Genomic DNA, 19,387 nt, shown 5'->3' on the forward strand with positions numbered 1-19,387 from the left:
GCGCTGCCACTGAACAGCGCCAAGCGGCCGAAGCGCTTGGTTGTTCGCGACAGCTGCGAAATACTTGTTCAAGTGTTGAGAAGATCCCTTACCGCTCGGCGCAGAACAGCCTCATCTTCAGGGTTCAGAGCGGGGTTGCCCGCGCGATGCCCCCAGATAGAATCGATCGGACGGAATTCTGCGTCGGGCATCATCTCAGTCTCTATCCTGCTATCCTCAGGCGTGAAGTACAGGTCGGTGAGTGACGGCATGATTATGCTGCGTGCGCTGATCGCACGGAGTGCGGCAGTCAAATCGCCGTTGTAGATAACGTTGTCGGAAATATCCGATGCCATCCATGTGTCGATGCTTGCAAGCAAGTCATGCGCATCCCGGCGCAGGAAGTTCGCCTCCCAGGACCGCACCAGAAAGTCCTCAAGCGAGCTGAATCCGGCCTGCTCATAGAGTTTTTCGCGATAGAACGCCTGTGACATAGCCCAGCCGGCATAGACGCGTCCCATGGCGCGCAAGCCGCGCACGGGGTGGGCCGCGAAATGGTCCCCGCGCCAGTTAGGATCTCCTGTCAAGGCTGCGCGAACTCCTTGCAGGAAGACCTTGTTGTGAACCGATGTCCGGGCAGAACCGCAGACGGCACAAATCCGCAAGACCCGGTCGGGAAAGATTGCGCCCCAATGCAGAGCTTGCTGCGCCCCCATCGACCAGCCGTAGATCAATGCGACATGCTCGATACCGAACATTTCAGCGAGCATCTGGCGTTGGGCGTGCACGTTGTCCCAATGCGTGAAGACCGGGTAGCGATCCGGGCCGAAGGGCGATTGCATGTTCGACGGCGATGATGACAGGCCGTTGCCAAACATGTTTGGAATGACAATGAACCACTCAGTCGGGTCCAGAACCCGGCCGGGCCCGATCAGCCATTCGGTATCATAGTGTTGCGCCCCGTAGGAAGTGGGGTAGAGGATCACGTTTGACTTGTCCTCGGCCAATGTTCCGTGTGTTTTGAAGGCGATTTTCGCGCTTGGCAGGGTTATGCCCCGTTGAAGCGTGAAGTTCCTGAGTTCGAAAACCTGATAGTCTTCGGATGACATGCCTGGCCTCCTCTAAGCTTCGCGGGATATGCGAACCTGGTTCTGGTTTGAACATATCGGTTCGTATCTGACGTTTCTACGGAAAGCGCTCTTTGTTGTTCGCGACGGTCGGCCGTGCCGCTTGGTGGTAGATTAGGTGCCGCTTTATTACGCGGAAAACTATGAAACAGGCGTTCCGCGTCGAGCAGGGTTTGACTCTTCAAGAAAACCGGAAAACTCTTCAAGCCATGCCGCTTTTCATGCAATTTTATGTGCTTTGACCTCTGAGGTTTGATCCGCATGTCAAATCTGTTTCATACACGCCTCACCGAACTGATCGGCCAGATCTATCCTGATTTGGACGCAGATATCCTGTCGTCGCAAATGGTCGAAGCCTTCTGGCCGGATGGCACGCATCGCCGCAAACGATCACGTTTGCCCAGCAACGGACTATGGTCAGAACATGATGCGGTTCTCATTACCTATGGCGACACGATACGGGACGGGAAACACAAACCCCTTGATCTGTTGGAGGATTTCCTCGCACGCAACATGGTCGGTGTGGTGAATGGCGTTCATATTCTGCCGTTTTTTCCCTTCAGTTCGGATGATGGTTTTGCCGTTACTGACTACCATTCGGTTAATCCGCAGCTCGGCGACTGGACGGATATCACCCGGATCGCGCAAACATTCCATCTGATGTCCGATCTCGTCTTGAATCACGTGTCTTCGCAGGGTGCTTGGTTTACGGATTACAGGCAGGGCAAGGCCCCCTATGATCGCTTTTTCTATGAGGCAAACCCGGAGGATGACCTTTCCCTTGTCGTGCGGCCGCGCACAACGCCACTGTTGCAGGAAATTGAAACGCGCGATGGGCCCCGCCACGTCTGGTGCACGTTCAGCCACGATCAGATCGATCTCGACTTTTCAAACCCAGAAGTGCTGCTGGAAATGCTCCGGATCATCAGGATGCATATCGACAAGGGTGTGCGTATTCTGCGCCTCGATGCGGTGGCATTCATCTGGAAGGAGCCTGGCACGACCTGCATACACCTGCCGCAGACACACGCCATCGTTCAGCTTCTTCGGCTCTTGTGTGACTATGCGACCGAACCCGTCGTTCTACTAACCGAAACCAACGTACCGCGCTCCGAAAACCTCAGTTACTTCGGTAATCGCAACGAGGCGCACGCGATCTACAATTTTCCGCTTCCTCCGTTGATTTTGCACGCGATGCAGTCCGGGTCGGCGCGCTATCTGCACCGTTGGCAGTCGGCAATGCCCCCTGCGCAGCTGGGGTGCGCCTATCTGAACTTTACCGCCAGCCACGATGGAATTGGTATGCGGCCAGCGGAGGGTTTGCTGCCAAATGAAGAAAAAGAGAGGATGATCGAAACAGCCAAGGCAGCAGGTGGGCTGGTATCGATGCGCGCCTTGCCGAATGGGCAGGAAGAGCCCTATGAATTGAATTGTTCACTGTTTGATGCCATGCGCTTTACGTTCAAGGGCAGTGACATGCATCATTTGCAACGCTTTCTTTGTTCCCAGACAATCGTGATGTCGCTCGAAGGCATTCCGGCGTTCTACATCCATTCTTTTCTTGCCACGCCAAACGACCATGATGCAGTTGCGCGACGCGGCATGAATCGGGCAATTAACCGGCATCGTTGGCACTATCCTGATCTTCTGGAATGTTTGGCGGACCCTGCATCCGATCAGGCCCGCGTCATGCATGGGCTTTCCGAACGGTTGCGTATAAGGGCACGGCAACCTGCCTTTCACCCCAATGCCACACAGTTCACGCTTGCCATGGATGACCGATTGTTTGGCGTCTGGCGACAAAGCCTTGACCGTCACCAGTCAATTTTCGCAATTCACAATGTGAGCAGCGAAACCGTTCTCGTCAGCCCATCAAGGATAAACCTGATCGAGGGGGATTTGTGGGTCGATCTGCTTAGCGGAGAAGACATCCATCCGGCCGGTCCCGAAATCCCCTTTGCCCCCTATCAATGCCGCTGGATATCGAACCGTCAGTAGTGGGAGCCGGCGTCAGGTATACTCTTCTGCGTCGTCGGTGGCGGCTTTGCGCAGATCGGCAAGGAAGTCGGGATCCGCCGCGTGAACACGATTCCAAGTTGGGATGAACGGGCTTTCGTTGGGGTTCTCGAGGAATATTTGACCCGCACGGATTATGTTTTCGGCGAACAGTTCCACGGACTTTTCTTCGGCATGGCGGTCAACGCTTAACCCGTTCATTTTGGCATCGTTGTAATAGCTTTCCAGGAGATCCAGCGCGGTCCGATAGTATGTGGCCTTGAGCGTTCGGAAAAGATTGGGGGTGAATACCGTTCCATCGGCGGCAAGCTTGCGAAAGATTGCTTTGCAGATATCTGTCGACATCCGGCTTAGCCCCTGCGAAGCATCCTCAGGCGAAAGCGACTGGTGCTTGTGATCATACGAGTCGGCAATCTCGACCTGGCAGACTGACTGCGGCGCCAGATTGCGCCATGCCTCTGACAACACCCCTATTTCGAGGCCCCAGTCGGATGGGATGCGAAGGTCGGGCAGGATGGGGGTGCGCAATGCGAATTCGCCGGAAAGCGGATAGCGGAAGCTGCGCAGATAATCGAGGTAATCCCGGTCTCCAACTACGCGTTTGAGCGCGATCAAAAGCGGGCTGACCAACAGGCGGGTAACACGGCCATTGAGCTTTTGGTCGTCGATGCGAGGATAATAGCCTTTGGCCATCTGGTAAGGGAATGTCGGGTTTACGACGGGATAGACCAACCGCGCGAGCATATCACGCTCGTAGGTTACGATATCGCAATCGTGTAACGCCATCACGGATGTGTCGGCACACCCGATAAGGTAGCCGATGCAGCTCCAGACATTCTTGCCTTTACCTGGCTCTTTGGGCGCGAGCCCAAGCGCATCGAGCCGCGCACCAAGCGCCTTCATGCGCGGGCTGTCGTTCCAAATTACGATGTGGTTTTGCGGTAGTCGGGCAAAGTATTTCTGTGCGTATCGAAACTGTGTCTCATCGGCCTGATCGAGCCCGATGATAACACGGTGCAGGTATGGCACCTTCGAAAGTTCGTCTAGGATATGAGAAAGAGCAACGCCTTCCAGTTCGGAGTAGAGCGAAGGCAGGATCAAACTGATCTTGCGGGTTTCCGAAAAGGCGGACAGTTCATATGTCAGATCTTCGAGTGAGCGTGTTCGCAGATTGTGCAGCGTCGTGATGTTGCCGTTTTGGTGAAAGTCAGCCATGCGTTCTCGTCTCCTCGATGGGGGCGTGTTTATCAAGCAAGTCAGAGACGGCTACTGCCCAGCCTTCAGGACCTTCTAGGTGCGTACGCGTTGTGCGACCCGTTGTTTCGCCGGGCATCGGTGGAAGCTCGGGCGTTGCGTTATTTGCCACGATGACTCCAAAGTCGGCTTTTTGCAGCATTTCGATATCGTTTGGAGCATCGCCAAGTGCAATCGTAACCTTTGGTTTGAAGCGTTTTATTAACAAATCCATCTGCTCCGCCTTGGTGGCGCCAAATGATACCGACAAAAACCGCCCGCCATGCCTTAGTTCGAGCCCAGCTATCTCTGCGGCCTGCGTAAAGGTTTCCAGGTCTTCCGGAGTTCCCGTCCAGACGCCTGGCTCGCTGAACGCACGCTCTTTCGCGCGTGCCGCAGCTTCGAGGGTAAGACCAGTGATCTCGGCGACGTGTTGCGCTGACATGTCCCCAAAGCCCACGAAGCCATTCGGAAGGTTTCTTAGCAATTTCCGAATGGCGAAATACTGGGTTTGTGACTGTTTTTCAGACGTTTGCGGCTCCAATATGCCCCCACCGTTTTCAACGATGGCTGGCCAATCAGAAAACCCGATGTCAGATCGAATTGGTGCCACCTCAGATGCGGTCTTGCTTGTTGCAAGGATCAGACCGATGCCTTGTTTCCGCATGCGAGCAAGAACGCCATTTGCCGGAGCCCAGGAATATGTGTGATGATCTAGAAGTGTACCGTCGAGATCGCTGAAAACCAGGATTTGCGAAGGCTTCGTCATATCTGAGAAGATAAAGCAATAAGATGCAAAACGCGAGCGTTCAAAGATGCTAAGAACCGCCTGCGCCGCTGCAAACGATCAATGAACAATGCGGGCTTTAACCATCGAAAACCTCGCAGTAGCCTTTGCGAACGGATCTGCCAATGCACTGGGCGACAGCGAACATGTATTTCCCATCCGATCTCACACAAATCCGGAGAGCTATCTTGAACCTGATAACACCCTCGGTACTTCTCTTCCTGTTCGCCAGTGCCGCTCAGTCGGAAGCGTGGAAATGTTCCGTGCCATATGATGAGGTTAATGGCGGTGGAACCGTAACGATCGAAGACGAACGCCTGGTCTTTGTCTCCGATTGGCCGCATCGCATGCCGGAAATACTCAAGTGCATTAAGGTGGGCCACACAAGCGAATGCATGAACGCCAAACTTACTTCGACGAAAAGCGGTGGCGCATCTGTTTTTCTGAAACTCTACACAATAGTCTGGAAAGCTGACGGAGCCCCTGGAACAATAACAACGAGACAGCCTTCAGCCATATTCAAGAGCCAGGATCAGTCATATGAGATGATCGAGTCATTCCCTGCCAGCGGCTACACGTTTCCAGTAACAGATTGCATGGTTGACTAACCGATGGAAATACACCGCGACAGGACGGTGTGAGGCAAATAACAGTCGGGCGTTTACGTCGCCCGCTCAAGAAACGGAGAAAGACATGAACCTGGCGGGACTTGCGGCCGAGGCGGCCGACCGTGGAACCCCGGTCCGGGCCGGACTAATTGGCGCGGGCAAGTTCGGTTCGATGTTCCTGAGCCAAGTGCCGACAATAGCTGGTCTTGAGGTTGCCGCCATCGCCGATCTCGATCCCGACAAGGCGCGTAGGGCCTGCCGTACGGTTGGTTGGGATGATGCGCGTGTAGCGAGAACCGCCTTTTTGGAAAATGGTGCGGAACTTGCTTTGCGCGACGATGTCGACGTCGTGATTGAGGCAACGGGATCCCCCCGTGCAGGGATAGCAAATGCCGAGGCCGCCATCGCCGCTGGCAAGCATATCGTTATGGTCAATGTCGAGGCCGACGTTCTGGCGGGGCCGGTGCTTGCGCGCAAGGCGACCGCCGCGGGTGTGTGCTATTCAATGGCATACGGCGATCAACCGGCACTGGTGTCTGAAATGGTGGACTGGGCGCGCGCTACGGGGTTTCAGGTCACCGCTGCGGGGAAGGGAACAAAATACCTTCCCGCCTATCATGCCGTCACACCGGATGATGTCTGGGCGCACTACGGACTGACACAGGAAGAAGCGCAACGTGCCGGGATGAACCCGCAGATGTTCAACTCGTTTCTGGATGGCACCAAGAGCGCGATCGAAATGGTGGCCATCGCCAATGCCTGCGGGCTGGATGTGCCGGACGACGGCTTGGCTTTTCCGCCTTGCGGTGTCGACGACCTTGCGCATGTTTTGCGCCCTCGCGAATTAGGCGGACAGCTAGAGCGGCGTGGGATGGTCGAGACTATCTCATCATTGGAGCGTGATGGGCGGCCCGTGTTCCGCGATCTTCGTTGGGGCGTTTATGTCGTGCTTGAGGCGCCCAACGATTATGCGGCGGCTTGCTTTCAGCAATATGGCTTGCCGACCGATGACACAGGCCGCTTCGCTGCGATGTACAAACCATTCCACCTTATTGGGCTGGAGCTATCCATCTCGGTCCTGAGCGTTGCGCTCCGCAATGAGCCCACGGGTCAGTCTCGCGTTTTGAAAGGAACTGTGGCATCGGTTGCCAAGCGAGCATTGAAAGCGGGGGAGATGTTGGATGGCGAGGGCGGTTATACCGTATGGGGAAAAGCGCTGCCACTGAAGAAGGCGGGGACGGCGTTGCCGATTGGTTTGGCGCACGGAGTGCGTTTGAAGCGTGACATCGAAGCCGGGGGCGTTCTTATGCTGGAAGATGTGGACTTGGCTGAGGATTCAGTCACGGCGATCTACGAAGAAGCTACCGCTCGCTGAGGACAGTGTGGGCGCGGCGTCATCAGCTCTTCCGCTTCGCAGGTTGATAAGCGCCATTATGCTAAGTTTCATTTTTTCTAGGAAGCGTCAGGAGACGATTTCGTCGTCTCCTGCGTAAGTCGCAATTCTCCGCCAGGTTCCGAAGCTTTGGGTGGGTTCCCTCTCGAAACAAGGGACTGAGTTTGTAGAACTCAATGATATTTCATTTGCAGTTGAAGGCTGCGCTGACCTCATTGGCCAGTTTCGCGACATCGGCCCCGTAGCGAGCCGAGTAGTGAAATGGCGTGACGCGCCGCACGCCGGCAATGTGGGCGATTTCGCCGGCAGCGCGGGCGGTGAGGTGACGGGTCGCCTGTGCAACATCTTTGTCGGCGTGGAGAAACGGGGCCTCGATGAAGAGCTGATCGGCGCCTCGGGCGAGTGCAATGATCCGGGCGCGGTTGGCGGAGGTATCTGCGGCGTCGGTCACATAGGCAAAATGCTGGCCGGGTTTTCTTTCAAAAACCTGCGCGCGCAGCAGCCCGAGTGGTACCGGTTCCGTACCCGGCACGGCGATCATGTGGTCGTCAGGCAGCTCATCGCGCAATGCCTGCTTGGCTTCGTCGATCCAATGGCCCACCGGCAGGCCCAGCGTATCGAGCGCCGAGCGCCAGACGTTGAAGCGCTGGCGCTGTCGGAATGCGAAGGCGAGCGATGGAATGCCGTGATCGAGCGCGGCTGCACTGATTTCGAACTCGGCTTCGGAGCATACCGCCCCGCGCGGCAGCTCCGGCACCGCCAGGTCCCGCCGGGCGAACTGCTCGCGCGCAGCGAACTCGGCGACCTCGACGATTTGCGCGCCGTCGAATACCTGCACCGTCATACGGAAATCGACGGAGGTTTCGCAGAGCAGGTTCCAGCTGTAGCCGCCAAGACGGCTCTGCATCTGATCCGCGAACCCCGGCGGGCCGAGCAGCGTCAGCGGGAGGGGGCGATGCAGGCGCAAGCGGAGGAGACGCTCGAACCCGGCGATATGATCCATGTGCGCGTGGCTTACGAAAACATGTGAAACGCGGATGAGTTCACGCGCTGACAGGGTGGACGTGTCGCCGAGGTCGAACAGCATTGCACGTCGACCGAACTGGAAGTCGAGATAGAGGCCCGGATCTCCGCTGGGGACATTTATCAGTCGCGGTTGAACAAGAAGGCTCATCAGTACGCTGGCCCGAGAACTCTGGTCTTGTCGGGCAAAGGGAAAAACCAGGCGTGCGGAAACCTGTCGACATTGGTATCGATTCTATGTGCCTCTTCTTCTGGTTCAATTCGTCCGGCGCGCGCCATCTGGCTCTCCCGCATTTCGACAGTTTCTGACGAGGTTAGCAGGGAAGGTAGCGAGGAATAAGACCGGACGATCGGGCGCGGCATTGATCCCGGTGCGATTGTCGTCCAGCATTCTGGGAAGGGATGCGACCGTTAGGTTGGAATTCCTGGTTTTAGTACCTTTGTGCTGCTTGTTTTGGGAGCAAGGTTATGAGCGGAGGTGGATGTTCGTGCAAAGCCGGATCTCTCGCGACCAGATTGCGGACCGCTTTCTAGAAGCCGCCGAGCTTCTTGAGACGCAGGGAGCGGACCGGTTTCGTGTGCGCGCTTACAGGAAGGGTGCGGATACCGTGCGCGCGCTTGGAGAGGATCCGGCACGTATCCTGGAACGCGATGGGCTGGAAGGTCTGATTGCCCTTCCCGGAATCGGAAACCGGCTGGCCCGTGCGATTGACGAGATGGTAGCGACGGGGCGCTGGATTCAGCTTGAGCGGATGCGCGGTGAGGCCGAGCCCGAGAACTTGTTTCGGACCGTGCCCGGCATCGGAGAGGTGACTGCACGTGCAATTCACGATGAGCTTCATGTCGATACGCTCGAAGCCCTCGAAATTGCTGCGTATGACGGTCGGCTGGAGAAGGTTCCAGGTATCGGCCCCCGGCGCGCGGCCGCGATCCGTGCCTCGCTGGCCGCAATGCTGGCGCGCCGGAGAAGGCGTGGCCCGGACGACCACGAGGAACCGACGGTTGCCGAGCTGCTCAAGGTGGACGCGCTTTATCGCGAAAAGGCATGTGATGGCGGACTGCAGTTAATTGCCCCGCGACGGTTCAACCCGACGGGCGAAGCATGGTTGCCGATCTTTCATACCGAGCTGGATGGTTGGGCCTTCACCACGCTCTACTCCAACACGGCGCGCGCACATGATCTCGGCAAGACGAATGACTGGGTGGTCATCTACTTCGGCCGTCCGGGAGGGCCGGAGCATCAGCGCACGGTGGTGACGGAAACCCATGGCCCGCTTGAAGGGCGGCGCGTGGTTCGTGGCCGTGAAACCGAATGCAGGGAGCATTATTTCACAGATGGCTGACTCGTCCCCGAAACGTGATGGGCCCCGGCAGAAGGTATCGGCTCTGGAGCTTGCTTCCCGGCAAAGAGACATCTCGATTTCGGCCTTCTTCCTCAAGAACCGGCACCTTCTGGGATTCGACACGCCTGCGAAGGCGCTGGTGACGGCTGTGAAGGAGGCAGTGGACAACGCGATAGACGCCTGTGAAGACGCCGGTATCCTTCCCGAGATCGAAGTTCGGATCACCCGGCGCGGGCATGTTTACACCGTTGCGGTAAGGGACAATGGTCCCGGGATTGTCGAGCCGCAGATTGGCCGTATCTTCGGCAAGCTTCTCTACGGCTCCAAGTTCCATAAGCTCAGCCAGTCTCGGGGGCAGCAGGGCATGGGCATCGCGGCGGCGGGCATGTACGGACAACTCACAACCGGCAAACCCATGCATATTCTGAGCCGCGTCGAGGGAGAAGAACTGGCAACCTCTCTTTACGTTGCGATCGACACCGAGAAGAACCGGCCTGACGTGCATCGCAAGAAACACGTGGAATGGGATCACCTGCACGGAACAATGGTCGAGATCGTTCTGGAAGGGCATCTTCAGCGCGGGCGGCATTCAGTCGAAACCTACCTGCGCCAAACTGCAATCGCCAACCCGCATGTTACGATCCGCTATCAAGGACCGGAAAAGGACGTCCATGAGTACCCTCGCAGCATTCAAGACCTGCCGCTTCCGACGAAGGAGATCAAACCGCACCCGCACGGAATCGAACTGGGCCGGCTGATTCAGATGCTGCACGCCACGCGGAGTCGGACCCTCATGCAGTTTCTCGTCAAAGACTTTTCAAGTGTGGGCAGTAAAACCGCGGCGAAGATCATCGACGCAGCCGGCAGACGTTTGAGCGCACGGTCCTATCCGAAGCACGTCGCGCATAGCCAGGCCGTTGCTCTGCACCGCGCGATGGAGACGACGAAGATGCCAGCGCCCCGGGGGGATTGTATCGTCCCTATCGGTGAGCCGCAGCTGCTGAAAGGACTGAAAGCCGAGGTTGCCGCGGACTTCTACACCGTGACAACCCGGCCTGCCGCGATCCATCGTGGTAATCCGTTCCAGGTCGAAGTGGCGATTGCCTATGGCTACCCCAATGCGTCTCGACCCGATGCCGCTACGGTTACAGAGCCGGAGGCAAGGGCAGCGGATCTGTTGGGGGCGCGCGACGAACCAGCTGTTCTGCTCCGGTTCGCCAACCGGGTACCGCTGCTTTACCAGCAGTCGAGTTGTGCAATTGCCAAAGCTGCGATCCGGACCAACTGGCGCAGCTACGGCCTTCGCCAGCCAAAGGGAGCTTTGCCACATGGACCAATGGCTATCCTGGTCCATGTTGCTTCGGTCTGGGTTCCCTATACTTCGGAAGCAAAAGAAGCGATCGAGCCCAGCCCGGAAATCACGAGAGAGATCGTTCTAGGGCTTCAGCATTGCGGCAGGGAACTCGCGCAATACCTCGCCCGCAAATCCCGGGAGCGACGCGAATCGCAGCATCGCGCCTATATCGAAACCTACCTGCCGCATATCGGTGGCGCGCTTCAGGATATCCTTTTGCTCAGCGACAAGGAACGCGACAAAACAGTGGCGCAACTCGATACGGTGTTGCGCGACACTCGCCGCAAACAGGGGGGCGAACCATGAGCCGGACGGAGAAAACGAGCTATCACGGACGAGCCAATCCCCAAGCAGGTGCAGATGCCGAGACGCAGCTCGGAGGGGAAATCGGACGGGAAGATCTCGACAAGCGGACGCTTGAGCTGATCGACGCTCTCGCCCGACAGATCGTCGAGCGTATCGAGCAGGGGCTCCTGCCGGAAATCCATCTCCCCATCCGTAGCCTGGGAAATGTGGTCTATGACGAGGCCAAGGGCTATTTTGAGCTCGGCGCGCGGCGCAAGACGCGGACGCTGACCGTCAACACTGCGAAGTCGTTCGCGCAGACGCTGCGGATGATGGCAAGCTCGCATGCGATGGTCGAGCACGACGATTTCGCCACCAAACGCGAGGCCTACTACATCTCGAAGAATTGGGGCGATTGCCGGTTTGAGTCGCAGGCGGAGTCGGACGCGATCATGGACGATATCGAAGCGCTCGCCTCCATCAACGGGCTGACGCGCGAACAGCTGCGGTTCTTTCCTGAGGCGCATGGCGGATCGGTTGCGGGCCAGCTTTCGGTTATCGACCAAAACCCCGGCACCGGAGATGATATCGAAATCGATTGCAGCCAGCTCGGTAGTGGCGCCTACAGCATTCCGCGCTCGGTCGAACATCTGAGCTTCCGTACCGATGCCCGCTTCGTGCTTGCTATTGAGACCGGCGGCATGTTCCAGCGTCTTAACAACAACCGGTTCTGGGAAAAATCAGGCTGTATTATCGTTGAGATGGGGGGCGTGCCAACGCGTGCCACACGACGGTTCATCCGGCGTCTTTCTGACCAGCATGATCTGCCAGTCTATTGCTTCGTCGATTGCGACCCCTACGGCTTCACTAATATCTATAGAACATTGAAGGTGGGTTCGGGCAACGCCGCCCACATCAATCAGTTCTTTTGTGTGCCACGGGCCCGGTTTCTCGGTGTGATGCCGCAGGATATCGCTGATTTTGGTCTCGGTGATGCGACGCATCCGCTGTCAAAAACCGACGTCAAACGCGCGAAGGACGCGCTGAAGAATGACCCGTTCGTCGTGTCGCAGCCGGAATGGGTCGAAGCGATCGAGCAACTGCTGGATATGGGTGTTCGGGCAGAACAACAGGCACTGGCGAAATGGGGACTGAATTACGTGATCGATGAGTACTTGCCTACAAAACTTGCCAATCCGGAAGCCTTCCTGCCTTAAGCTCCCCGTTCGTGCTGCGCGGTCTTTCGGCGGTTGAATTGTTACCGGTCGATGAAGCCAGAAGCCTTCAGCGCCAATTCCGAGACGGTGTAATCCAGGCAATTGACGCGCTCTGAAAGGGTGGGTTGTTTGTGATCGTCGGGGTGCCCCATGCGTGTTGCTTCCTTTTGAGAATTGAGGGAACAAGGTGGGGCGACAAAAAGCGATTAATCCGACATTGCCATAGGGAGGGAGTTAAAATGTCCGTTGAACAGACGGAACAAGCTGTGAAAATCCGAGATGTTCCCCCTCAGTGGCCTGAGTCTCTCTACAGAATCCTGAAAGCAGCGGATATCCAGCAGATGTCTTATGTGCCGGACGCCGGCCATGCGACGCTGATCCGCCTGTTCTGTGCCGACTCCGAGGTTAGGTCGAACGTACTGTCCTCCGAGGAGGAAGGCATCGCAATTGCCACGGGCGCCTGGCTCGGAGGACAGCGTTCGGTCGTGCTGATGCAGTCCTCAGGCGTGGGTAACTGCATCAACATGCTGTCCTTGCCAGTGCAAAGCCGTACACCTCTTTTGATGCTTGTAACGATGCGCGGCGAGTGGGGCGAGTTTAACCCCTGGCAGGTGCCGATGGGTCAAGCTACCGAGGCCGCGTTGCGTGCCATCGGCGTTACGGTGTTGCGCGCGGAAACCGCGGCCGATGTGGTGGACATGGTAGAACAGGCGGCGGGCATGGCTTTTGAAGGTGACCAGCAAATTGCCGTGCTGCTAGGACAACGCCTTCTCGGAAAAAAGAAATGGTGATTGGCATGAAAGAACAGACAATGGATCGTCGTGCCGCCGTGGCCAAGCTCCTGGCAGCACGCAACGGCGCTTTGGTCGTCACCGGTCTTGGCTCTCCCAGTTATGACGTGCATGCGGCGGGTGATAGTCTTGGCAATTTCTATTTGTGGGGCGCGATGGGCGGCGCGGCGCTTACTGGCCTGGGTTTGGCGCAAGCCCAGCCGGACAAACGTGTGATGGTCATCACGGGCGATGGTGAGATGCTGATGGCCTTAGGCGCAATTGCGACGATTGCGGTGGCCTCTCCCAGGAATCTCGACATTATTGTCTTGGACAATCAGCAATACGGTGAGACTGGAATGCAAGCCAGTCACACAGCGCGTGGCATCGAGCTGGACAAGATCGCCGCGGCTGCAGGCTTTTCTGATACGGGTGAGTTGAGGAGCCTTGAGGAAGTCGAAGTCCTGACCGAGCGACTTGATCAACGCGCTCAGGGCCCTAGGCTGTTTGTCTTGAAAATCAACGCCGAGAACCTGCCACGGTCCTTGCCTCCGCGCGATGCGGTATTCATCAAGAACCGTTTCCGGGCCCATCTGGGCTACGCCACCTGCTGAGAACCACGCCGAAAGTGATTTGCGCGAAAGGCTTAGGGAGGGCTGAATGAGGCAAAAGGGGTACTGATCCTCTCAAGAGATCCTGGTTCGAAACGCGCTGGGGATGGTCGCAGAATTCGACCGGGCACGTCATTGTCGAAAAGTCTCGTCTATAGAGGGAGAATAGCATGCGTTTTTCAGGAAAGGTTGTCGTCATCACCGGCGGCGCGCAGGGCATCGGAAGATCGACAGCCGAACGGTTCGTCCAGGAAGGGGCGCGCGTTGTGATCGCAGACGTGAACTCTGAAGGACTTTTCGCGACTGCTGCAGAGATCGGAACAGATGAAAACGTCCTGGCCGTGGTAACGGATGTCGCCGAAAAAGATCAGGTCGACACGCTTATCGGGGAAACCTTGCGCAACTTTGGCCGGATCGACGTCATGGTCAACAATGCTGGCATTGCATCCGTTATGGATTTTCTGGAGGTCACGCCGGACATCTTTGATCATGTGATCGGTGTGAACCTGAAGGGTGCCTTCCTGGGAACACAGGCCGCGGCCAGGGCGATGATCGCCCAGGGCGAAGGCGGCGTGATCATCAATATGTCTTCGATTAATTCCGGGCTCGCCAATCCGAATGTGGCGACCTATGCGATTTCCAAGGGCGGTATGAACCAGGTTACGTCGACGGCCGCTGTCGCCTTTGCGCCGCATGGCATCCGGGTTTGTGGTATCGGCCCCGGCACGATTGCGACAGAGATAATCAAGGGGGCCTTCACCGAGCGCGCGGGGATGGATGCCATACTTTCCCGCACGCCCATGGGTCGCCTCGGAGAGCCAGAAGAAATCGCAGGTGTCGTCGCCTTCCTTGCATCAGAAGACGCCTCCTATTTCACTGGCGAGACTATCTATCCCGACGGAGGCCGCCGCATTCTGAACTACACCGTGCCGGTGCGGGAGTAGCTCTTTGATCCGATCTTCCCGAGCCTTTGTCAAAGAGGCCCGGCTTGAGAAAAGCAGACGGTTTCGATGCGCGTCGCAGGCATGAAAGGCGAAAAAATGCAGCAATCCATGATCGCGTCGAACTGGAAGAGCGTGGCCCCGGATAAGGCCGGCTTCCATCCTCGGAAAATGTCCGATGCCATTGACTTCGCCATCCGGAACGAGTCCGGGATGAAGCGCGACATTGGCGCGGCACTGGCCGAAGGTCATTTCGGGGAACCCTGGCCGATCGGGCAGACAATAGGACCGGTCAAGGATCGCGGTGACCCGAACGGCGTTATTCTCCGAAACGGAGCGATTGTCGCAAGCTGGGGGCGATGTGGAGCGCGTCGACATGACCTTCAGCGTGTCGAAAAGCTACCTGGCTCTATGTGCCGGAATAGCCGTTGATGAGGGGCTGATCCCGGACATTCACGCACCCGTGCGGGAACTTGTGCATGACGGTGGCTTCGACAGCGACAAAAATCGCGACATCACGTGGGTGCAGCTGTTGCAGCTCACCAGCGAATGGGAAGGAACCCTTTGGGATAAACCGGACTGGATCGACCACAACCGGAACCTGACTGCCAAGCCTGGTGCTGCATCGGAGAAAGGGACGAAACGTACCATGCAGGCGCCGGGAACTTATTGGGAATATAACGACGTGCGCGTCAACCGGTTGGCGCCGGCTTTACTGCGCGTCTTGAAAAGGCCGTTGCCTGAAGTTCTGAAGGAAAGGATTATGGATCCAATCGGGGCCTCGGACACATGGCAATGGCATGGTTACGAAAATTCCTGGGTCGAAATCGAAGGTGTTCGCATGCAGTCGGTGTCTGGCGGGGCCCACTGGGGTGGTGGGTTGTGGATCAGCACACTCGACCATGCGAGGGTTGGCCAGTTGATGCTCAATAAAGGGGCTTGGGGTGACCGACGGATATTGTCAGAAAACTGGGTGGAACAGGGTGCTGTCAGACGAATTCGAACTCGTCTCTGCAAGGACAGTGACGCTGTCCCTCATGCCGCGCAGAGATCGCGCCACTCGGCCAGAGCAGCGGATCGATTTTGTTTGAAGTGATCTCGTTTGGAGAGGCTTCGGTCCTGGTTGAAGTGGTTGAAGACGGAGGCGTGGACGACGACAAATTTCTGCAAACTTCGCATCCGACGAAAGCGCTGCATCGCCCGCTCTCGTCGTCGAAATGGCAGGTGCGAGTTCTCGACTCTGTTGTTCAGCCAGCGGCCACACTCTTGCCGATCCTCACATCCTATCTCGCGAAGCGCGGCCTTGTATGAAGCAAACCGATCGGTGACCAGCACCTCAGGCTGACCATATCGCCGCATCAATTTTCTCAGCATTTTCAATGCGGCGCGTTTGTTTCGCCGCTTCGTTACAACGCTCTCAAGCACCTCGCCTTCGTGATCGACAGCCCGCCAAAGATAGTGCCGTTCACCGTTGATCTTCACGAAAACCTCGTCAACATGCCATTGCCATGGCGAGAATGCACGCAGCTGCTGCACACGCCGCCGACGGATCTCAGATACAAACATCGGGCCAAACCGGTTCCACCAGAACCGGATGGTCTCGTGGCTGACGTCTATGCCGCGTTCGTGCAGCAGATCCTCGACGTTGCGGAGTGACAACGGGAAACGCACATAGAGCATCACCCCAAGGCGGATGATCTCGGGGCTGGTTTTGAAGTACTTGAATGGAGAGCGTTTGGTCATGGCCAGAGGCTACGCAAGCCCCCTGCCCGGCTCAAGCAAAGTTCCTCTGACAAGACCGTCCAGCGTGCTATCGATGCCATGGTCGACTCAATAGGGGTGCGTTGATGGAGCAGCAAGGCTCAATAGGCCTTGTTTGTAAGGGGTCTCGAAAGTTGTCGCTCTCCAGAAAGTTTTTTCCACTAACGGGGCGTTGTGTTGTTTTTCCTAACTTGGGAACGCAGGCAACTGGCCAAGTCGCTTTTCTGACAGCCTTTTTCTGACAGCCTTAAGAGTTGTTCACTTGAGGAAACAGCTGCTATTCTCGAGCTGATTTAGACCTTATTCTTTGACCAGGGAGTTCAACATGACCTCATTAAAAACAGCAGTATTGGTTGCTAGCCTGTATCTAGTGCCCAACGTTATCCTCGCAGATGGGAATGTAACTCTTCCTGGCAAAGCTGGTATTGCCAAGGACCTTCTTCGCGCGAACAAGTCAAGAATGGGTGGTTGGGGTACCGGCAAAGGCGATGCCGACAAACCTGTAGTTGTCGATTTGAATGAGCCCAAAGTTAAGCGATTGAAAAGTTGGGGAACTGGAAAAGGCGATGCTGATAAACCGACACTTCGCAATATGGACACAAATCGTAGCTTGTCATTCGACAGGTAAGTTTCCGCCACGAAATAGCTGCAAGTTAGAGGCGCACCTCGTTTTCGGATAGTCTTTGAAACCAGAACTTGTGAACAACTGACAAGTCAACCTTGGCTGGACCTCAAGCCCTCAAGCATCAATTACAGTGCCAAATTCGGTTCTTAAGGTGGGAAAAAATGGAAAAGACACTTATTTTTGTATCCTACATCATCTTGTTTATGTTTTCTTTTTTCGCTTCGCCCGCTGCAGCTGAAGACATTGCTACAGTTACTGGTGCCGTCTTTGAGGATTTGAATGGCAACGGGCAAATGGATCCCGAGGATAGGGGCTTGAGCAACATTGTCGTTGTGGCAATCGCGAATGCTAGTGGCAAGCCGACGACGTCAATGACAGACAGTGAGGGGAAATACCGTATTGAGGCCAATGCCATTGATCACCGTATAGTGGTGGATGAATCCAGCTTACCTTTCCCTGGACGCACCACGACTACCCGCGACGTATTCAACTTGAGAGTGCCATCTGGGTTCGTTGCCCTCAATGTGAATTTCGGCTTTCAGGAAACACAACCGGCTAGTGTCACTGGTCTCATTTTTCAGGACGAGAACAAGAATGGTATTCAAGATCCGCCGGAACCCGGCCTGTCGAATGTGAATCTAGTCGTAACGGATACCCAAACGGGGGAAACGACAGCGTTTCGGTCGGCTGATGATGGCTCCTTTCATTTCTCCACAACTGGCGAAATGAATCACTGGATAACCGTAGACCAATCCTCGCTGCCTTTCCCCAGTCAACTCACGACTGGTAGACAACGTATTCAGCTTCGTGTGCCACCGGGGTTCACCGCGCCAAACACGAATTTTGGCTTCGCTGAAGTTCAACCAGCTGAAGCTACAGGCGTCGTCTTCCGTGATGAGAATGCTGACGGCGTGCGAGACCCCTCGGAAACTGGAGTCTCGGGAGTTCGCCTAATCATTACTAACAAAGCGACGATGAAGACGATCACGCGCGTCACGGATGAAATGGGAGCCTTCCGCTTTTCGGCAAACGGTGAGATCGCGCACCGAATAGAAGTGGACCAGTCATCACTCTCATTTGTCGGACAGATAACCACCGGCCAGGAAAGCTATGAGCTTAACGTGCCGCCTGGTTACGTCGCCCCTAACGTAAATTTCGGTTTTGCAGAAGTTGAACCGGCCGTGACTACTGGAAGCGTTTTCAAGGATGAAAACGGAAATGGCTCCCGTGATCCGTCGGAACCGGGCCTTGCAGATGTGCGTCTCATAGTTACCAGTGACGAAACTGGGGCGGTAATCGCGCTCACAACAGAAGCTGATGGCAGTTATCGCTTCAGCGTTGACGGCTCCATTGATCACGGTATCGAAGTAGATCGCAGTTCATTGCCTTTCATCGGGCAACTTTCAACTGGTCGGGAAAACTACAGCCTAAATGTTCCACCTGGCTTCGTCGCTCTTAGCGTGAATTTCGGTTTTCGAGAGGTAGAGCCGTCGGTCGTCGTCGGGACGGTCTTCGAAGACATAAATGCTAACGGTGCTCTTGATGCCGGTGAGCGAGGTATTCCGGGCGCACTAGTGGAAATAACCCAGCGAAATGGCGGTGACGCTATCACGTTGTCTACTTCGGTCGATGGAAGTTACCGGGCTGAACTGCCGGAAGAAAGTTTGAGCGTCACGGTGGACATGTCTAGCCTGCCATTTCCTGACCCCATCCTGACTACACCCCGAGCAACATATACGTTGAACGTTCCTATGGGTTTTGTTGCGACGAGCACGAATTTCGGCTTTACGGGCGACCGTCCTCAAGATGATCCGTCTTTCACTTTGCCTTCCAGGCCCTCTAGCGAGAAAGCACCGGTTCCAGAACCTTCTGAGCCGGAAGCAAACATTGACGAACCCATGTTCAAGCCGCGCGCGGGAAATTACCGAAACAATCACATGGCCGGTGCAATGACCTGCACAAGCGGTGTGAGTTTCCCGATTCCCAGTTCAGTCGATATGGTTCGAATTGATTTCAGCGAGAACTGGGACACTCTATTAGCATCAGGCGATGGCTTCATGTCGCTTTCAAGCTCGGGCGGTCCAGCGATGACGGACGGCTTGAGTGTGGAACGTGCTTCTCCAGGGCGGTATGTAGGACACATGACGGTGTCCGAGGCTGGATCGACTGGGGAGGTGGAGTTCACTGTCACCTTTACGAGTGAAACAACGTTTGACGCGCTCATCGAAGGCAAGGCTTTGGCAGCGGGTCACAAATGCAATATTTCCCGTAAGGCGACTGGCGTCTGGATAAGTCCGTGAATAGACGACTGCAA

Annotated in this window: 18 protein-coding genes; 12 read left to right on the plus strand and 6 right to left on the minus strand. The window is 56.3% G+C overall.

The genetic code is table 11. The annotated features are described in order from the left end of the window. Positions 1-68: 68 nt before the first annotated feature. Positions 69-1,088, minus strand: a complete 1,020-nt coding sequence (locus E0501_RS12990; RefSeq protein WP_137701756.1) for an alpha/beta fold hydrolase — start codon at positions 1,086-1,088, stop codon at positions 69-71. Between the two features lie 279 nt (positions 1,089-1,367). Here E0501_RS12990 and E0501_RS12995 point away from each other — a divergent pair, with 279 nt between their 5' ends. Beyond that, complete coding sequence (locus E0501_RS12995; RefSeq protein ID WP_137701757.1) at positions 1,368-3,104, plus strand: sugar phosphorylase; 1,737 nt, start codon at positions 1,368-1,370, stop codon at positions 3,102-3,104. 12 nt (positions 3,105-3,116) lie between these two features. Here the strand turns inward: E0501_RS12995 and E0501_RS13000 are convergent, their stop codons facing one another. Then, positions 3,117-4,337 (minus strand): glycosyltransferase family protein, encoded by a 1,221-nt coding sequence (locus tag E0501_RS13000; protein ID WP_137701758.1) that lies wholly within the window; start codon positions 4,335-4,337, stop codon positions 3,117-3,119. Then, positions 4,330-5,124 (minus strand): HAD-IIB family hydrolase, encoded by a 795-nt coding sequence (locus E0501_RS13005; protein ID WP_137701759.1) that lies wholly within the window; start codon positions 5,122-5,124, stop codon positions 4,330-4,332. The genes E0501_RS13000 and E0501_RS13005 overlap by 8 nt, the downstream gene beginning before the upstream one ends. Positions 5,125-5,330: 206 nt before the next feature. Between E0501_RS13005 and E0501_RS13010 the strand changes: the two genes are divergently transcribed. Both E0501_RS13010 and E0501_RS13015 read left to right on the plus strand, forming a co-directional pair. After that, a complete protein-coding gene (locus E0501_RS13010; RefSeq protein WP_137701760.1) occupies positions 5,331-5,750 on the plus strand; it encodes a hypothetical protein in 420 nt (139 codons plus the stop codon). Between the two features lie 85 nt (positions 5,751-5,835). Next, positions 5,836-7,125 carry an NAD(P)H-dependent oxidoreductase gene (locus E0501_RS13015; RefSeq protein WP_137701761.1) on the plus strand — a complete coding sequence of 430 codons (1,290 nt, stop codon included), beginning with the start codon at positions 5,836-5,838 and terminating at the stop codon, positions 7,123-7,125. A gap of 202 nt (positions 7,126-7,327) precedes the next feature. Here the strand turns inward: E0501_RS13015 and E0501_RS13020 are convergent, their stop codons facing one another. Beyond that, positions 7,328-8,317: an MBL fold metallo-hydrolase gene (locus tag E0501_RS13020; RefSeq protein ID WP_137701762.1), complete on the minus strand. Its 990-nt coding sequence runs from the start codon at positions 8,315-8,317 to the stop codon at positions 7,328-7,330. 331 nt (positions 8,318-8,648) lie between these two features. On the opposite strand from E0501_RS13020, the gene E0501_RS13025 reads away from it, so the two are divergent. The 6 genes from E0501_RS13025 to E0501_RS13050 all read left to right on the plus strand — a co-directional run bounded on the left by E0501_RS13025 (position 8,649) and on the right by E0501_RS13050 (position 14,690). Further along, entirely contained in the window at positions 8,649-9,509 is an 861-nt protein-coding gene (locus E0501_RS13025; protein WP_137701763.1) for a helix-hairpin-helix domain-containing protein, read from the plus strand. Further along, complete coding sequence (locus E0501_RS13030) at positions 9,433-11,169, plus strand: DNA topoisomerase VI subunit B (protein ID WP_137701764.1); 1,737 nt, start codon at positions 9,433-9,435, stop codon at positions 11,167-11,169. The genes E0501_RS13025 and E0501_RS13030 overlap by 77 nt, the downstream gene beginning before the upstream one ends. Then, positions 11,166-12,365, plus strand: a complete 1,200-nt coding sequence (locus E0501_RS13035; protein ID WP_137701765.1) for a DNA topoisomerase IV subunit A — start codon at positions 11,166-11,168, stop codon at positions 12,363-12,365. The genes E0501_RS13030 and E0501_RS13035 overlap by 4 nt, the downstream gene beginning before the upstream one ends. A gap of 239 nt (positions 12,366-12,604) precedes the next feature. Further along, a complete protein-coding gene (locus E0501_RS13040; RefSeq protein ID WP_137701766.1) occupies positions 12,605-13,156 on the plus strand; it encodes a thiamine pyrophosphate-binding protein in 552 nt (183 codons plus the stop codon). A 5-nt stretch (positions 13,157-13,161) separates the two neighbouring features. Then, positions 13,162-13,749, plus strand: a complete 588-nt coding sequence (locus tag E0501_RS13045) for a thiamine pyrophosphate-dependent enzyme (RefSeq protein ID WP_137701767.1) — start codon at positions 13,162-13,164, stop codon at positions 13,747-13,749. Between the two features lie 167 nt (positions 13,750-13,916). Then, positions 13,917-14,690 (plus strand): SDR family NAD(P)-dependent oxidoreductase, encoded by a 774-nt coding sequence (locus E0501_RS13050; protein ID WP_137701768.1) that lies wholly within the window; start codon positions 13,917-13,919, stop codon positions 14,688-14,690. A gap of 29 nt (positions 14,691-14,719) precedes the next feature. Here E0501_RS13050 and E0501_RS21370 read toward each other — a convergent pair whose 3' ends face one another. Continuing rightward, the gene (locus E0501_RS21370) at positions 14,720-14,914 is read right to left on the minus strand and encodes a hypothetical protein (protein WP_205123495.1); all 195 of its coding nucleotides are present in this window, start codon (positions 14,912-14,914) and stop codon (positions 14,720-14,722) included. Positions 14,915-15,063: 149 nt separating this feature from the next. Here E0501_RS21370 and E0501_RS13055 point away from each other — a divergent pair, with 149 nt between their 5' ends. Beyond that, positions 15,064-15,783: a serine hydrolase domain-containing protein gene (locus E0501_RS13055; RefSeq protein ID WP_205123496.1), complete on the plus strand. Its 720-nt coding sequence runs from the start codon at positions 15,064-15,066 to the stop codon at positions 15,781-15,783. On the opposite strand, the gene E0501_RS13060 is transcribed toward E0501_RS13055, so the two are convergent. After that, entirely contained in the window at positions 15,723-16,430 is a 708-nt protein-coding gene (locus tag E0501_RS13060) for an IS6 family transposase (RefSeq protein ID WP_137701769.1), read from the minus strand. The two genes, E0501_RS13055 and E0501_RS13060, sit on opposite strands and share 61 nt — an antisense overlap. A 343-nt stretch (positions 16,431-16,773) precedes the next feature. Here E0501_RS13060 and E0501_RS13065 point away from each other — a divergent pair, with 343 nt between their 5' ends. Next, positions 16,774-17,076, plus strand: coding sequence for a hypothetical protein (locus E0501_RS13065; RefSeq protein WP_137701770.1), 303 nt, complete (start codon positions 16,774-16,776; stop codon positions 17,074-17,076). Positions 17,077-17,234: 158 nt separating this feature from the next. Next, positions 17,235-19,373, plus strand: coding sequence for an SdrD B-like domain-containing protein (locus tag E0501_RS13070; protein ID WP_137701771.1), 2,139 nt, complete (start codon positions 17,235-17,237; stop codon positions 19,371-19,373). Positions 19,374-19,387 lie beyond the last annotated feature (14 nt).

Origin of the sequence: Marimonas lutisalis (genome assembly GCF_005434965.1) — a bacterium.
GTDB classification, from domain to species: Bacteria; Pseudomonadota; Alphaproteobacteria; order Rhodobacterales; family Rhodobacteraceae; genus Marimonas_A; species Marimonas_A lutisalis.

Bases quoted from the DNA above. Each gene is read 5' to 3' on its own strand.
- E0501_RS12990 (WP_137701756.1), bottom strand. From the start codon at position 1,088: ATGTCATCCGAAGACTATCAGGTTTTCGAACTCAGGAACTTCACGCTT.
- E0501_RS12995 (WP_137701757.1), top strand. From the start codon at position 1,368: ATGTCAAATCTGTTTCATACACGCCTCACCGAACTGATCGGCCAGATC.
- E0501_RS13000 (WP_137701758.1), bottom strand. From the start codon at position 4,337: ATGGCTGACTTTCACCAAAACGGCAACATCACGACGCTGCACAATCTG.
- E0501_RS13005 (WP_137701759.1), bottom strand. From the start codon at position 5,124: ATGACGAAGCCTTCGCAAATCCTGGTTTTCAGCGATCTCGACGGTACA.
- E0501_RS13015 (WP_137701761.1), top strand. From the start codon at position 5,836: ATGAACCTGGCGGGACTTGCGGCCGAGGCGGCCGACCGTGGAACCCCG.
- E0501_RS13020 (WP_137701762.1), bottom strand. From the start codon at position 8,317: ATGAGCCTTCTTGTTCAACCGCGACTGATAAATGTCCCCAGCGGAGAT.
- E0501_RS13025 (WP_137701763.1), top strand. From the start codon at position 8,649: ATGTTCGTGCAAAGCCGGATCTCTCGCGACCAGATTGCGGACCGCTTT.
- E0501_RS13030 (WP_137701764.1), top strand. From the start codon at position 9,433: ATGGCCCGCTTGAAGGGCGGCGCGTGGTTCGTGGCCGTGAAACCGAAT.
- E0501_RS13035 (WP_137701765.1), top strand. From the start codon at position 11,166: ATGAGCCGGACGGAGAAAACGAGCTATCACGGACGAGCCAATCCCCAA.
- E0501_RS13040 (WP_137701766.1), top strand. From the start codon at position 12,605: ATGTCCGTTGAACAGACGGAACAAGCTGTGAAAATCCGAGATGTTCCC.
- E0501_RS13045 (WP_137701767.1), top strand. From the start codon at position 13,162: ATGAAAGAACAGACAATGGATCGTCGTGCCGCCGTGGCCAAGCTCCTG.
- E0501_RS13050 (WP_137701768.1), top strand. From the start codon at position 13,917: ATGCGTTTTTCAGGAAAGGTTGTCGTCATCACCGGCGGCGCGCAGGGC.
- E0501_RS21370 (WP_205123495.1), bottom strand. From the start codon at position 14,914: ATGTCGCGCTTCATCCCGGACTCGTTCCGGATGGCGAAGTCAATGGCA.
- E0501_RS13055 (WP_205123496.1), top strand. From the start codon at position 15,064: ATGACCTTCAGCGTGTCGAAAAGCTACCTGGCTCTATGTGCCGGAATA.
- E0501_RS13060 (WP_137701769.1), bottom strand. From the start codon at position 16,430: ATGACCAAACGCTCTCCATTCAAGTACTTCAAAACCAGCCCCGAGATC.
- E0501_RS13065 (WP_137701770.1), top strand. From the start codon at position 16,774: ATGACCTCATTAAAAACAGCAGTATTGGTTGCTAGCCTGTATCTAGTG.
- E0501_RS13070 (WP_137701771.1), top strand. From the start codon at position 17,235: ATGGAAAAGACACTTATTTTTGTATCCTACATCATCTTGTTTATGTTT.